The 15497-nt window shown below is 41.3% G+C and carries 10 protein-coding genes; 3 read left to right on the top strand and 7 right to left on the bottom strand.

Features of this window, described 5'->3' with window-relative positions:
* Positions 1 to 337 precede the first annotated feature (337 nt).
* The 4 genes from ACM2FC_RS03560 to ACM2FC_RS03575 all read right to left on the bottom strand — a co-directional run bounded on the left by ACM2FC_RS03560 (position 338) and on the right by ACM2FC_RS03575 (position 5770).
* Positions 338 to 3214: an HD domain-containing phosphohydrolase gene (locus ACM2FC_RS03560; protein WP_498479449.1), complete on the bottom strand. Its 2877-nt coding sequence runs from the start codon at positions 3212 to 3214 to the stop codon at positions 338 to 340.
* A gap of 151 nt (positions 3215 to 3365) precedes the next feature.
* Entirely contained in the window at positions 3366 to 4025 is a 660-nt protein-coding gene (locus ACM2FC_RS03565) for an NAD(P)H-dependent oxidoreductase (RefSeq protein ID WP_498479450.1), read from the bottom strand.
* Positions 4026 to 4068: 43 nt separating this feature from the next.
* The gene (gene curA, locus ACM2FC_RS03570) at positions 4069 to 5088 is read right to left on the bottom strand and encodes an NADPH-dependent curcumin/dihydrocurcumin reductase (protein ID WP_498479451.1); all 1020 of its coding nucleotides are present in this window, start codon (positions 5086 to 5088) and stop codon (positions 4069 to 4071) included.
* 88 nt (positions 5089 to 5176) lie between these two features.
* Positions 5177 to 5770 carry a TetR/AcrR family transcriptional regulator gene (locus ACM2FC_RS03575; RefSeq protein WP_498479452.1) on the bottom strand — a complete coding sequence of 198 codons (594 nt, stop codon included), beginning with the start codon at positions 5768 to 5770 and terminating at the stop codon, positions 5177 to 5179.
* A 181-nt stretch (positions 5771 to 5951) separates the two neighbouring features.
* Between ACM2FC_RS03575 and ACM2FC_RS03580 the strand changes: the two genes are divergently transcribed.
* A complete protein-coding gene (locus ACM2FC_RS03580) occupies positions 5952 to 6395 on the top strand; it encodes an SRPBCC family protein (protein ID WP_498479453.1) in 444 nt (147 codons plus the stop codon).
* A gap of 4 nt (positions 6396 to 6399) precedes the next feature.
* Here ACM2FC_RS03580 and ACM2FC_RS03585 read toward each other — a convergent pair whose 3' ends face one another.
* The 3 genes from ACM2FC_RS03585 to lhgD all read right to left on the bottom strand — a co-directional run bounded on the left by ACM2FC_RS03585 (position 6400) and on the right by lhgD (position 11619).
* Entirely contained in the window at positions 6400 to 7053 is a 654-nt protein-coding gene (locus ACM2FC_RS03585; protein WP_498479454.1) for an aquaporin, read from the bottom strand.
* Between the two features lie 481 nt (positions 7054 to 7534).
* Positions 7535 to 10363 (bottom strand): FAD-binding and (Fe-S)-binding domain-containing protein, encoded by a 2829-nt coding sequence (locus ACM2FC_RS03590; protein ID WP_498479455.1) that lies wholly within the window; start codon positions 10361 to 10363, stop codon positions 7535 to 7537.
* Between the two features lie 35 nt (positions 10364 to 10398).
* Positions 10399 to 11619: an L-2-hydroxyglutarate dehydrogenase gene (lhgD, locus tag ACM2FC_RS03595; RefSeq protein ID WP_498479512.1), complete on the bottom strand. Its 1221-nt coding sequence runs from the start codon at positions 11617 to 11619 to the stop codon at positions 10399 to 10401.
* Between the two features lie 223 nt (positions 11620 to 11842).
* Between lhgD and ACM2FC_RS03600 the strand changes: the two genes are divergently transcribed.
* Together ACM2FC_RS03600 and ACM2FC_RS03605 are read left to right on the top strand one after the other, a co-directional pair.
* Complete coding sequence (locus ACM2FC_RS03600; protein ID WP_498479456.1) at positions 11843 to 14203, top strand: Lon protease family protein; 2361 nt, start codon at positions 11843 to 11845, stop codon at positions 14201 to 14203.
* Positions 14204 to 14341: 138 nt separating this feature from the next.
* Positions 14342 to 15481 (top strand): ABC transporter substrate-binding protein, encoded by a 1140-nt coding sequence (locus ACM2FC_RS03605; RefSeq protein WP_498479457.1) that lies wholly within the window; start codon positions 14342 to 14344, stop codon positions 15479 to 15481.
* The last annotated feature ends 16 nt before the right edge of the window (positions 15482 to 15497 follow it).

Raw genomic sequence — 15497 nt, forward strand, 5'->3', positions numbered from 1 at the left:
GAGATAAAAGCCTTATGGTTGGTTTATGGAAAATTAGTTTGTCGAATGTTTGAATGAAACATAGTCACTAAGACGGTTGTAAAACACTAGCGGCTTAAGTGTATACTTCTTTGTAAAATCACTATATGCTTGCTGGCGAATAAAAATTGGGTCTTTTCGGCCTGTATAAAAAACATTAGTCTTTTTCAGCCAATAGAGAATTTTTCGTGAAATTAAACTTCAAAGCTATTTTGTTAGCCCTTTTCGTGATACTGATTTGTGGCGGTTTCTTTTTCATTTCCTATCAAATGATTCTGAGTTACAAATAGTGGTATGGCTTCTTTAGGGCTTAAAAGCTTTAAAAATGGTCGTTGATGTGTGCTTTTACTGTCTGTATGTGCTTTTCTCTATCTATCTCGGTGATTTGATCGTTCGAAAGGAACATTTTGGCGTACGTTTTATCTATCTCTTTTTCCAAAAATAGAATATAGAGCTTAGGGTCGATATGGCCTGTGGTTGCCATCTTAGTCATGATATTGATTGATTCTTCCAGCGACTTCGCTTCTTTATAGGGACGGTCACTCGAAGTTAGAGCCTCAAATACGTCAGCTATTGCCATGATACGAGCGGGAATAGAGAGCTCGTCTTCGTTCAAGCCCTTAGGATAACCTTTTCCATCCATGCGTTCATGATGACCACCTGCTATTTCAGGCACATTTTTCAAGTACTCAGGATAGGGCAAATGACTCAGCATGCTGATTGTTTGTATCACGTGATCGTTAATGATAAATCGCTCCTCTTCGGTCAGTGTTCCTTTTATGACCGAAAGGTTGTGCAGCTCGCCTCGATTAAACTTTACTTCTCCCGGTGTAAGGATAAATTTCTGGCTCCAGTTATCTTGAGGTGAACCGCCAGTTGGCCAAGGGATTCTGTGTACCATTTTGTCGGCTAAAACGGACTCGGTAGCGGGTAGTGTCGGCTTATGTCCCGCGCGTTGAATTTCAAGTCGAGATACGCCGAGTTGGTCATCAATAGTTCGTTTCCAAGTCCGTTCACTAATCTTGCGTAATCGAGCTAGATCATCCTCGCTCAATTCATCTTGCCCTAGGTTGCATTTCGCGATGAAGGCAAACTCTTCATCAAGTGTTTGATGGTCACTTCTAAGCTGATCACTAAGAACTTGCTTGTCTTCACCTTCACTTAGGCCTTGCCAATAATTCAATTCTGCTTGTTTTTTTAGAAGTTCAAACCTCATTCGTATTTCATGAATCCTATCGTATACGGTTTCCAATTTGGTCGCCTTGTCTGCTACATAATCTGGAGTTGTGACTTTGCCACAATCATGTAACCATGAGGCGATCCAAAGTCCTTCCCATTGTTGGTTAGATAAGCCAAATTGAGGGAAATAGTTATCGTCATCTTGGGCAGCTTGAGTGATCATTTTTGTCAGTTCTGGTGTACGTTGGCAATGGCTTCCTGTATATGGAGATTTAGAGTCAATAGCTGAAGCAATAAGTTCGATAAACGCTTTCAGCATCTGTTTTTGCTGCTGAATTTGGTCAATATTTTCTTTTGCCATTTCGGCAAAGCTAAGAAGCTCTTTTAAAAAATCGTGTTTTTCAAGTTGCTCAGGGTTGGCTGGACGCTCGTACCCTAAGATTAAAACTCCTACTAACAATTGTTCTCTGCTTAAAAGAGGAAATAGGTAAATATCAGAATTGAACAATATCTCTTTGTATGGAGATAGAGCGTTGTCATTGCCCGGTATATGGACAACTTCACCTTTTTTTAGTGTATTTGACAGCCAAGCAGTATCCTTAAGTAACTTATTTAAGTCTACGTTGAATGGGATAATTGCGTGGTTAGCTGAGACACAAAACTCATTCACTTCCTTCTTATACGTATAAAGAACAATAGTTTCGGCTTTTGTCACCAAATAACTTTGCCGTGTAATAGTTTTAGCGAGCAAATCAAAATCTTGGTTGCTTGCCGTTTCTCTCAATAAGGAGAGCAAATCGTGCAGAGTGTGCTCCATCAATTCTATGGAGTTGGTGAGATCTGCAACTTCCTTAATATGGCTTTTGGGATAGCGAGTCTTCTGGAAATCGAACCGTGCAATATTACTGGTCGATTTCACTAATGATTTTAGAGGTAGAGCAATACGGTTTGCTATAAACCATACAACAACACAATAAATTGCGAGCATGGAAAGCGCGACTGAAATTTGTTTGTCCCTTAATAAAAGTAGATTGCTGAGCAGGTCGGACTGGGGTGTTGCCTCCGCAAGAAGCAAATGGACATTTTTATTTAATATTACGGGGGTAAGTGTAATAGACCACTGCTTACCCGCGTAGTTTTCTACTTCGTAAAGAGGTTGGAGCGCTGTCTGGTTCATTACCGACTTGAAGACGCTCTTTTGTAGCTGATTTGAGATCTGCTTGGCTGGCTCATCATCGTTAATATCAACTTGATGGTGAGCTAACACTTGGAAACCTCTATCAAATAAGATGAGTTTTGAGTTGTTTGAGAATCCAACCTTAGCAACCTGTTCCGATAACGATTGCAAGGTAAAATCAGCGCCGACAACAGATTTATTGTTATGGGAACGTCGAGACAGCGTAACTCCATGGGTTTTAAGAAAATAGAACATGTAGGGTTCAGTGAGGCGAATCGTGCCATCAGATTCAGCATTGGTATACCAAGGGCGAATCCGAGGATCGAACTTGTTGTCCTTAGTTTTGCGATGTCCGATTCTATTTAAGCTGCCATCAAAATAGTAAAACTCATTTAGACCGGAAACTTTGGTGTAGTTGAGCAGCATTGTTGCTTTATCAGGCGAATTAAACGCTAGCCTTTCTTTATTGCTTCTTAAAGGCCGAAATAAGGTAAACGAGCCTTTATCGTTACCATAGAATAGAGCGGCAAGACCTGGATTACGTTGGAACATCAAACTTATGCTTGCTAGCCAGCGTTTTTCGTTAACGGGAGGGTGGACTTGATCGATAATTGGGCTTAGGGCAACAAAATCAATGGTAGTAAATATCGGGTCTGCACTTTGCCGAAAAGAGGACTCTAGCTTTAGGCTATTTTCCTTGCTGAGTTCTTTGACGCTACCTGACAGCAATTCCTGTGAATGCTGAAAACTAATAGAGATCAGGATGACACCTATTAAAGTCGTTAGCACTAGAAATAAGCTAGTTATGTGAATACTTAACGAATAGCGCCGCTTTTTCATAAGCTCCCCAGTAGAAGTGCTGCGAGCTTTAAGTATTGACCAATACTTAAAGGATGCAAAAAAGTCTACGTGAGGGAGTTATTGTTTTTTGAACAGTTTTTGGAAAATTTGGGTGTGGTATTGAAAGGGGCTCAAAAGCCCCTGTAAAAAGTTAGATAACAGTGACTACTTCTTCTCTTGCTAAACGAGATTTAGGTAACTTAGCGTTGTAGTCTTCGTCTTTATGATGGTAACCAATAGCAAGTGCCACATCGCATTGATAGCCACCTAGCTCTTCTTTAAACAGCTCTGAAATCATTTCGCTGTCCACACCTTCCATGGTTGTAGAGTCAATCCCCAACCGAGCTAACACGTGAAGTGTATTACCTAAAGCAATATAAGTTTGTGCTTTCGTCCAAGTACCATTATTTCCATGTGAGTCTGTGTTTAGCTCAGCAAATGCGTAGCCACCAAAGGCTTGCTCACGCTTATCTGCCGGTGTACGCCCATCTTCAATACCTTTGTCTACGACTTTTGCATAGTCGTCGCGAGTATAGTTTGGGTTGTGAGCAAATAAGATAATATGTGATGCGGCCTTAATGTGTGGCTGGTTAAATTGGTGTTTATTAACGAATGTATCGTGCATACGCTGTTTCGCTTCTTCACTTTCAATAACGATAAATTTCCACGGCTGTGAGTTGATTGAAGATGCAGATAAACGCATACTTTCGTAAATGACTTCTAGTTCTTCAGGTGAAACACGTTTGTTTTCATCATAACGTTTTGCTGTGTATCGTAAGTTTAAATCATTGATAATAGGATGATTGAGCATAATTTGTTTACCTTTCTTAACCTTAGCTAATCCGAAGCTAAGGTTACTTAGTTTGAATAATGAGTTTGCCGAAATTGTCACCGTTTAGAAGACCAATAAAGGCGTCTGGTGCGTTTTCTAACCCTGCTACAAGTTGTTCTTTATATTTGATTTTTCCTTCGGCTAGCCACTTCTCCATATCTGCCGCAAACTCGTTGTATCTATGGCCATAGTCATCAAAAATGATGAAGCCCTGCATTTTGATGCGTTTAATGAGTAGCGTTGCCATTAGCTGAGAGGTACGATCTGGACCTTCGGGAAGAGCAGTTGCGTTGTATTGAGAGATCAATCCACATACAGGAACTCGAGCACCAGTATTTAGTAGAGGTAACACCACATCAAACACTTTGCCGCCAACGTTTTCAAAATATATGTCGATGCCGTGGGAGCAAACCTCAGAAAGCTGCTTAGCAAAATTTGAATCCTTGTGATTGATGCATTCGTCAAAGCCCAATACTTCTTTTGCGTACTGGCACTTTTCTTCGCCGCCAGCAATGCCAATGACTTTGCAACCTTTAAGCTTGCCAATTTGACCGACAACTGAGCCGACAGCGCCAGTGGCTGCTGCGACAACCAAAGTGTCACCTGCTTTCGGTTGGCCTATATCTAGTAAGCCCATGTAAGCAGTGAACCCTGGCATCCCCATAACGCCTAGTGCGTATGAGGGGTGACTTGGTTTTTCTCCTAGCTTAAGTAAACCTTCGCCATTGGAAATCGAAAAGTCTTGCCAGCCGATATAGGCAAGTACCCATTCTCCGGCAATAAAGTCAGGGTGATTTGATGTTTCGACTTGGCATACTGTGCCACCAATCATGACATCGTTGATAGCAACAGGCTCAGCGTAAGACTCTTTGTCACTCATTCTGCCGCGCATATACGGGTCTAGAGACAAGTAGATGCTACGAAGAAGCACTTCTCCTTCATTCGGAGTGGGAATGGTACTGGTTTCTAAACGAAAGTTGTCTCTTTTGGGCGTGCCGTTAGGGCGTGACGCTAAAACAATTTTTCTGTTCTTATTCGACATGAAATCTTCCTTCGTAATTAGACCGGTCGTCTAGTTTTGAGTTAAAAAATATCCCGCCTTAAGACGGGTTGTCTAAATTTTAAAGCGATCAATGGCTATTCGATAACAAAAGGCGTTTAGTCGTTGTCATTGTTTCTTCGAGCTCGAGCAAATTGTTGCTCAACTTACTGAGTAAACTTGCCCCTAGCCATAATTGATAAAGAGATCTGGCCGCCAGTAAGCTATCTTGCTTCACTATATCGCCGTCCTCAATCCCTTTTTCTATGCATTGAGCAATAGCCGTTACTATGTTGTTTGCTCCTAATCTAAGAGCCTCTCGCATTGGCTCAGAGAGATCAGAGACTTCAGCACTTAACTTAACAACCAGACACTTGTGAGCATTACAAGTGCCATCGACAACTTCACGCCATCCATTAAAGTAATGAATAATCTGTTCGAGATGATTGCCATTAGCTGCGCTAAAGGTCACTTCTAGGCGCTGCATATAACTGCGGAAGTAATCTTGTATCAATGCCTCACCAAATTGTTCTTTAGACTTAAAATAGTGGTAGAAAGACCCTTTTGGTACTGCGGCATTTTTCAATAACTCTGATAGTCCTACATTAGTAAAGCCTTTGCTGACCACTAATTGGTAACCAATGTCGAGTATGTGCTGTCTTGTATCTGATGTTTTCTTGTTCATGTCGGCTAATATATATAAAATTAGACCAGTCGTCTAGTTTTATTTTTAGCGTTGTTATTGATTGCTAAATCCGTTGGTGTTCTCACTTTTGGCAAATAAGGATTTCAAAAATTCGTTGATAGGTAATTTGTTGCAAAAATGACCTATACATATAGAAGGATACTATGAGATAGGGATCAGCATGTTATCACTGAATTATCATATTCACATCCAATCAAAAGTGGAAACGGTTTGGAAAGTGTTAACCGAGCTTGAAGACTATAAACTTTGGGCGAAAGCGTTCTCACCCGATCCCGCCTTCGAAGGGAAATGGCAAGTTGGTGAGGAAGTGACGTTTTTTGATCCATCTTTGGGTGGCTCGAAAGCTGTCATTGATAAGCTTGAAGTGGGCAAGTGTATCGAATATCACCATACCGCCATATTTAACCCAGAACATATCCAAGATATTGATAGTGATCTTGCTAAAAAATGGATTGGATGCAAAGAGAGGTTAGAAATTCAGCAAGACAAAGATGGTGCAGTTTTAAATGTGACGGTGGAAACTCATCCAGACTTTTCTAATATGTTCAACAATAGCTGGAAAGCAGCACTTCCAGCTATTAAGTTGCTAGCCGAGCAGGGGTAGATGATTAATGGGCGGACATCTCCTTGGAAGAAGCATGATTTCGTTCTTTTAGTAACGCCATGCTCACTAATGCCCCAATAACCGCCCCAACAAATGGCATTAACAAATAGTCCCAATTCCAAGCCTTCGTTGCAAAGGCAACCGCAGGATTTAACACGCCAAATGATGCATTGTGTGAAATAGTGATTCCTATTAACAAAGACGTTCCAACAATAAACCCGATCAGACTTTTATTTACATTGATATACAGTGTAGAAAATACACCAAACGCGAAAAATGCTGCGCCTAGAAGCTCTCCCGTTCCAGAGAATAGGGTCGCGTGTTGTGGGATAAGCCATGTTTCTTGGCCTGAGGGTACATAAAAGCTAATCATCAAATACGCTAAATAAGCGCCTACAAATTGCGCAATGAAATACTCAATTAATTGCTTTGAATTTATTTGTCTCGAAATAAACATGGCTAGTGATATCGCAGGGTTAATATGACAGCCAGATGTATTTCCAATTAAATAAACGTAAAGTCCTAATGTGATAGCTGCAGCAATTGGGGTTGCAACTGGGAAAGGAGTTTCAGGTGTTAAGGTAATTAATACAATAGATGATAGGGCAAAGGTACCAATTAGCTCGGCAAAAAATGGTCTATTAACAATAAACTTCATAATAAATCCTTATATAAAAAGTACAATTGGGAATGTTTCAAGCGCTACTCATCTTACGATGAATATATGCTTATGCATCAAGTGAAATATAATTAACCAAGTGTGTAAATTATGTAAATATAAAAACTCTATGTAATTAATTTATTACTCTATAAGTTGATTACATACGAAATATCTATATTGATTTGACGGAAAGTGAAGGTGGTTCTTATCTAGCTTGATAGATACTGAAATCAAAGTTTTATTGATAATTAGTCTTGTTTTAATTATCACTGCCAGCAGTGGCTTAAAGGTTCAGGATGTAAATTCCTATTTAAGGCATGCTCTATATAGGTAAAAAGGGCAATAAGGGAAGAAGCGTTTTTGATTTCTAATCATCTATGAAGAATGAATTTTCCGGGTTTTAGAAGCGCCTTGGGTGTTTTATAAAAGCTCTCAAGCCGCTCCTTGAACGGTTATTAAATGTCTCGAAGACAGACTGCTATACAGAGGCGCTATCAACCAAATACATAATTGATTGATACGCTATTCCACTGTGGTGAGATAGGCCAATTTCGCAGGTGCGGCTATTGCTAAAACCTGTGGTGCATCCCTCTGGGACCTGCTCTTTTAAGCTGCTGACAGCGGCGCTGTTGAGTTCCGGTGTAGTAAAACCTTTGTCACCAGCCCAACCACAACAGTATACATGCTCTGGTACGACGACTTTCTGAGCACACTTTTCAGCGAGCTTGAGCAAAGAATCTGACAGCCCCATTCTTTGTGAACTACAAGTCACATGCAACATCACTGTTTCATTGATTGGTGTAATGGTGAGTTTGTCCAACAGATGGCTCGCAACAAATTGGGACGGTTCGAATACTTTAATGTCATGCTGAAGATGCTCAACACTGCGTTTTATACAAGGGCTGGTGTCCATTAGAATAGGCAGTTCACCTTGTTTTGATTCTTTCCAAAGAGTTTGCTCTAGCTGCTCTAATTTTGATGCGGCGATGTCGTTCATTCCTTTGCTTTCATATGGCATACCGCAGCACAGCTCTTTTATGTTGTCAGGAATAATTACTGAGTATCCAGCTTTATGTAACACTGATAGTGTCACTTGTGTTAGAGACCGTTGGTCCTGTGCTGATGTTTGTTGGCCCATGTTTCGGCTAACACAAGAAGGAATGTAAATGACAATGTTTTCTGAAGCTTTAACCGATGAAGCTTCTCGTTGATAGTTGTGTCTATTGGCCTGAGGGTATTCCGCCATCCAATATGGGGACTTGCCTTTTGTTACCTTTCTCAGTCCGTTCACTAATGTGCTAACGGCATTATCTCCAGCTAATTTTTGCAATAGGTGATTCGATGAAAGCCCAAACTTAGCTACTGAGCCCGTTAAACTGGTATGGTCAGCGGTCCACTTCGCGATTGAGGTATAGCGTTGATATTTTTCAGTACGCAGCTTTTTCACCAAATCTCCCGTATTAATGCCCACCGGACACCTGTCTGCACATAATCCAGTGGCGGCACAAGTATCTAGTCCATGATATTCAAAGGATTTATATAGACTTTTATAATTGTTATTCCCAGTCCCTTTTCGGTGTTGTAGCTCTCGATATAAAACGATTCTTTGTCTTGGCGTAAGGGTTAGCGTTTTGGAAGGGCATACTGGTTCGCAAAAACCACACTCGATACATTTGTCTACGATAGGATCTGCAGCCGGCATTGGCTTTAAGTTTTCGACGTGTGCTTGATTGCTATCATTGATAATAACACCAGGGTTTAATAGCCCTTCGGGGTCAAAAATGGCTTTCACTTTCTTCATTAGTTCATAGCCATCTTGTCCCCATTCAAGCTCGACATACGGAGACATGTTTCGTCCGGTACCGTGCTCTGCTTTGAGAGAACCTTGGTACTTGGTTGCAACGAGCTGTGCTACCTCATCCATAAATTGACTATAACGGTCAATTTCGGCTTGTTGTTCAAACCCTTGGGTAAAGACAAAGTGGAGGTTTCCTTCTAAAGCATGGCCAAAGATAATGGCTTCGTTGTAATTGTACTTGTCAAATAGCGTCTGAAGATCTCGCACGCCATTAGCCAAATGTTTTACCGGAAAGGCAACATCTTCAATAATAACTGTGGTACCCGATTCACGTACTGCACCTACAGCTGGGAACAAACCTTTACGAATTGACCACAAAGTCGAAACCGTACTTGCATCGGAAGTGAAAGGCACGGACTTGAGAATCGCAAAAGGCTCAAGAGCAGATAAGATGGTTTGAATCTGCTCATCAAGCTTATTTTGGTCTTTTGCTTGAGTCTCAATTAATATCGCGCTCGCCTCGTGATTCAGTGTTTTGATAAAGGCTGGCATTCCCTTTTTGTCAGAAATGGATGCTAATGAACGACCATCCATCAATTCAACCGAGGCAACAGGGCTTTCCGCAATTGCGCTGACGGCTTGACTTGCCTGCTCTATATCTGCAAAGACGAGTAGTGCGGTTGCTTTGCTCGGTAGCTCCACCACCGTGTTGTAAGTGATTTCAGCGATAAATCCCAATGTTCCTTCTGAGCCAATCATTAAATGCTCAATGATTTTAATTGGATCTTGGAAGTCGACTAAAGCGTTGAGAGAGTAACCGGTGGTATTTTTTAGGCGGTATTTATGTAGTATTTTTTTTGTTAACTCTGCGTTGTTGCTGGTTTCTTGGTGAAGTTGAGTGATGGCTGCAATGATATCGGGTCTTGCAATATGAAAGTCGGCAATGCTTTTTTCGTTTGAGGTGTCAAGCAAGGTGCCATCATTAAATACTACTTTCATGCTATCGACGGTTCTGTAGGTATTGTGTGCAGTACCACAGCACATACCACTCGCATTATTTGCCGCAATTCCACCTATTTTGCATGTATTAATGGACGCGGGGTCAGGGCCGATTTTTCTTTGGTATGGTGCAAGGTACTTGTTTGCATCCGCGCCAATCACGCCAGGCTGAAGAGTTATCTTGTCGCCATTATCGTGGATATGATGGTTTCGCCAATTATCGTCTAGTGTGATTAATACGGAATCTGAAATTGCTTGACCAGAAAGGCTGGTACCTGCCGCACGAAAGGTATAAGGGATGAGATGTTTACGGCACAAACGAATAGCGAATATAACTTCTTCCAGAGTGTTGAGTCTAAGAACAAATTCTGGAATCAGGCGATAAAAACTGGCGTCAGTTCCATAAGCAAGTCGATGTTCTTCTTGGGTGAAAATCTGGTTGGAGTCCAGCTGAGTTAACAGGTTGTTATATAGTTCAGCATACTGTTTGTTCTTAAATTTGCTCACCATTTTTGTTCCTATAAGTATTGTATATTCAGCGGTTTTTAACTTGCACTCATTTCATCTTCAATCTTATTAACTATGTATTCGCCGATTGCAATTGACGAAGTGGCGGCCGGAGAGGGTGCATTGCAAACATGTAAACTCCTTGGACTTTGTGCGAATAGAAAGTCGTGAACCATCGAACCATCCGACATAACCGCTTGAGCGCGAATACCTGCAGGGTGAGGCTGTAAATCTTCCAATGTAACACTCGGGCAATATTTTTTAACTTGCTTCAAGTAGTTGCTCTTAAACCAAGAGTTTTTTAACTCATGGATACCAGCCGATAGGTGCTTCCACGTTACTTTCCAAAATCCAGTAAAAGTCAGCATTTCCCACGTATCATTTAAATTGAAATTCAAATTCTGATAGCCTTCTCTTTTCCAGCCTTGCACAGCATTTGGGCCTACCGTAACGCTACCATCAATCATTTTCGTTAGATGAACGCCCAAAAATGGCAGGTTGGGATCAGGGATTGGGTAGATAAGGTGGTTGACTAATTGGTTATGTTTTTGAGGTAATTGATAATATTCGCCGCGATAGGGAATGATTTGAAAGTCGATTTTAATATCAAGCATCTTAGCGAGCCTATCTGACATCAGCCCGGCGCAGGCAATCAGATAACTGGTACGGATGGAGTGGTTTTCATTCCCTGAACCGTAGCCAATTTCCACCCAATTGTCCTGTTCTTTTAGATTGGCAACGGTTGAATTTAATAAAATTTTTCCGCCTAAAGTAGTAAACTCTTGCGCTAATTTTGACGTGACCACGCGAAAGTCAACGATGCTTGTGGCTTTAACTAACAAGGCGCCTTCACCTTGTATTTTTGGTTCTATTTCGTTTAGCTCCTGCTTGTTTACCTTAGTCACTTCAATGCCATTATCCAAACATCGTTGGTATAGCTTTTCCATTCGACTGAGTTCTATTGAATTGGTTGCAACTAAAAGTTTACCGCAGTTTTCTGTGGGGATATTGTGTTGCTGACAAAATTGCTTAATCAGTGCGCTGCCGCGTTTGCACAGTTCGGCCTTTAAGCTGCCGGGAATATAGTAGACACCTGCGTGAATAACACCGCTGTTGTGTCCAGTTTGATGGCACGCAAGTGTTGGCTCTTTTTCTAATAAAGCTATTTGTTTGGTGGGGTACTTTTGTATCAGTTGCCAAGCGGTTGCAACGCCTACAATACCTCCACCAATCACGACATAATCGTAATTATCAGGGATTGGCGCTTCCATACAGTATACCCTTTGTACGTGGATTGCTGAAAATGCATAAAAACAACTTTGACAACAGTGCCTTAAAGATAGGCAAAGTGCAACTACAACAATATGAATCGTACGTTATTTATCCACTTAAGCTTGATTAGGCGGTAAATCACTTAAAAGATCACAATTTGCATATACACTTGAAAAGTCGTAGGAAAATTATAAGTAGAAGGAGGTGGTAATGGCGATACAAAGATTGGGCTCTGAGCAGCTTTATCACAGTGCAGAATTGGAAAAACTGCCGTGTAAGTCGACCAAGGAACTGGCTCCTATCGATGAGATAGTTGGGCAAGAGCGGGCGCAGAAAGCGGTTGAATTTGCCATGTCTATCAAGGAGAAAGGCTACAATATATATGCCATTGGCCAAAATGGTTTGGGTAAGCGTACTATGATACTTCGTTACTTAAACCGTCATAAGCATGATCACGAAGACTTATTTGATTGGTGTTATGTAGCCAACTTCAAAGACATCCGAACGCCAAGAGTATTAAAGCTACCTTGCGGTGTCGGTAATCAACTTAAGCAAGATATCGAAAAGTTGATGACTAAGCTCGTCAATGCAATTCCTTTGGCTTTTGACAATGAGATGTATTTCTCAAGAGCAGATAAATTAAAGAATCAGCTAGCGACGAAGCAACAAGCAGAGCTTGACCATATCAGCAAAGAAGCAAAAGAAAAGGGAATAAGCTTAACGTTGACGTCTCAAGGCGATTATCAATTTGTTGCATTGAACGGTGAAGAGCCTCATACCGAAGAAACATTTGAAGAATTGTCGAAAAAAGAACAAGAGTATTTTGGTTCTACCATCGATGATCTAGAAATCAATTTGCGTGGTATGGTGCGCCAGTTGACGGAATGGGAAGAAGCCTACAGCGAAAAAATTAAAAAACTCAATAATGAAGTGACTCTTGACGTTATTACTCACTTTATTAAGCAGTTAAAATCTGATTACTCATCTTACACTGAAATCAAGTCTTACCTGACTGAATTACAAAAAGATATTGTTGAAAATGCAGATATATTTTTGGAGGAAGGTGGTGAGCAAGGTGAAGTTGCAACGGCTTCTCTAGATAAAAAACTGCCTCGTCGATACAAAGTTAACGTACTAGTAAGCCGCGAAGATCAAGAATTACCAATAGTGGTTGAAAATAACCCCAACTACCACACACTGTTTGGTTATATTGAAACGGCGACTTTCAAAGGCACCGTATTTACCGATTTTTCTTTGATTCGACCGGGAAGCCTGCACAAAGCGAATGGCGGCGTTTTGTTGATGGACGCAGTCAAGGTGCTAGAACAACCTTACGTTTGGGACGGTTTAAAACGAGCGTTGCGTTCTCGTCAGCTAAGTTTTACCTCTCTCGAAAAAGAGCTCACTTTAACCGGTGCGGTGTCACTTGACCCAGAGCATATACCGCTTGATGTGAAAATCATTTTGTTTGGGGATTATCGAACCTATCAACTGCTGCAGCATTATGATCCAGAGTTTAGTGAGTTATTTCGTGTTACTGCTGACTTTGAAGAAGACATGCCTAGAACGGCAGACTCTGAACTTCACTATGCTCGCTTTATCTCCAGTATTGTTCATGATAACAACATGTTGCACTGTGATAGAAAGGCGATTGCTCGCATTATTGAGCACAGCTCGAGAATTGCTGGAGATCGAAGCAAGTTATCTCTACATTCTTCGCACATTTCTATATTACTTCGTGAATCCAATTACGTTGCTAGGCAAGCGAACTCAAATATGATTCGCTTGAACCATGTCCAAGAAGCATTAAGCAACCAAGAAATGAGGGTCAGCCGCTTACAGGACAATGTGATGGAGTCATTCATAAATGGTACCACTCTGATTCATACTGACGGCAAGGCGGTAGGGCAAGTTAATGCTCTTTCGGTTCTGTCGACCAGCGATCATATGTTTGGGGCGCCAAACAGAATCACTGCGACAACGTCATACGGGGATGGAGATGTCATTGATATAGAAAGAAGTGTAGACCTTGGTGGCAGCATTCACTCTAAGGGCGTGATGATACTGACTGCCTATCTTTCCTCGGTGTTTGGTAAAACTGCCAAAGTGCCACTGACCACCACAATTACCTTTGAGCAATCTTACGGTGGTGTTGATGGCGATAGTGCGAGCATGGCGGAGTTTTGTGCTGTGGTGTCGGCTTTCTCCAAGCAGCCAAACCGACAAGATATTGCAATTACCGGTTCAATGAACCAGTTCGGTGAATCGCAACCTATTGGTGGTGTAAATGAGAAGATCGAAGGTTTCTTTGATGTGTGTAAAATCAAAGGGCGTAGCAACGAGCAAGGCGTCATTATCCCTAGATCGAATACGCACAATCTCATGCTTCGCTCTGACATCGTTAAAGCAGTAGAAAAAGGCGAGTTCCATATTTGGGCAATTGACCACGTGACCGAAGCAATAGCGATTTTCACTGGTAAATCGGCAGGTGTACCAAGTGAGGAGGGGACTTATCCAACTGACACGATATTTGGTATTGCTCAAGCGAAACTGAATGCTCTGCGTAAGTGACTGAATTTAAGTTTGTATTCTACCCTTTGGAGCCAGCGAAAGCTGGCTCTTCTATTTAGCCAACAATTTGTGACCTTTCGCTCTATACTCAAATCACAAGGACTTTGTTTTAAATGCACCAAGCATAAGAGAGTTAGAATGGATTATTTTAATGTCAAAAGGATTTGGCTGATAATCTTAGCGTTTGTAATGAGCAGTCCTTCATTCGCTAGCCAGTCAGTGTCGAATCAATTGAGCAATTCACCATCCGTTGTTTTTATTAACCCCGGCTCTATAGATGACCCATTCTATCGCTTAGTTGATGGCTTCATGCGCGCTTCCGCTGAAGATTTAGGTATAGATTTGGAAGTGATTTATGGTTCTCGCAATCATATTAAGAGCAAAAATGCTGCGTTAAAAGTATTACTCAGGGATAAGCTACCGGATTATTTGTTTGTCATTAACATTAAGAAGAATATGTTGGATGTCATTCCCCGTGCCAATGAGAGAGGGGTAAAAGTGTTCTTATTCAATGGTGGATTACTTGCTGAAGATAGAGAGAAACATGGTTTTCCTGAAAGCAAGTATCCTAATTGGATTGCAGAATATATTCCGGACGAGATTCAAGCAGGGTATTTGTTGGGAAAACACTTAATTGATAGCGCTTTAAAAAGAAACATGGCTGCTGATGACGGTATTTTGTATGTTGCAGGTATAGGCGGGACAAGAAAAACTACCTCTGAAATGCGCATTGAAGGATTACGTAGAGCGGTATCAGAATATTCCAATGTCAAGATTGTTAAGTTGGCGTATGGTTATTGGGAGCAAGACAAGGCCAAATTTATTGCAGAGCAAGTGCTTAAACAAACGCCTCAATTAAGCGTCATTTGGAATGCGAGTGATGGTATGGCTTTAGGGGCCGCCGAAGCAGCGGTAAATAAGGGCAAAATACCCGGGAAAGATATATTCATTGGTGGTATCGACTGGGCTGCATCAGCAGTCGATGGCGTATATGAAGGCGGACTTTCCTCCACGGTAGGTGGCCATTTTATGGATGGAGGGTGGGGGCTTGTAATGGTTCATGACCACTATCATGGTATCCCAATGGAAAACGTTTTAGGCCAGTCAAAATTCTCTATTTTAACGGCAGATAATATTAGTGAATATAAGAAATATTTTGGAGAAGGTGACTTCAGTGGTATCGACTTTACTCAGTTTTCTAAAGCTAAAAACTCTGATATCAAACGATATAATTTCTCGTTGCAAGAAATACTGGCTCAGCTCCATACGACCAACTAACAGAAAGTACAATGCC

The organism is Vibrio sp. A37 (genome assembly GCF_059777565.1).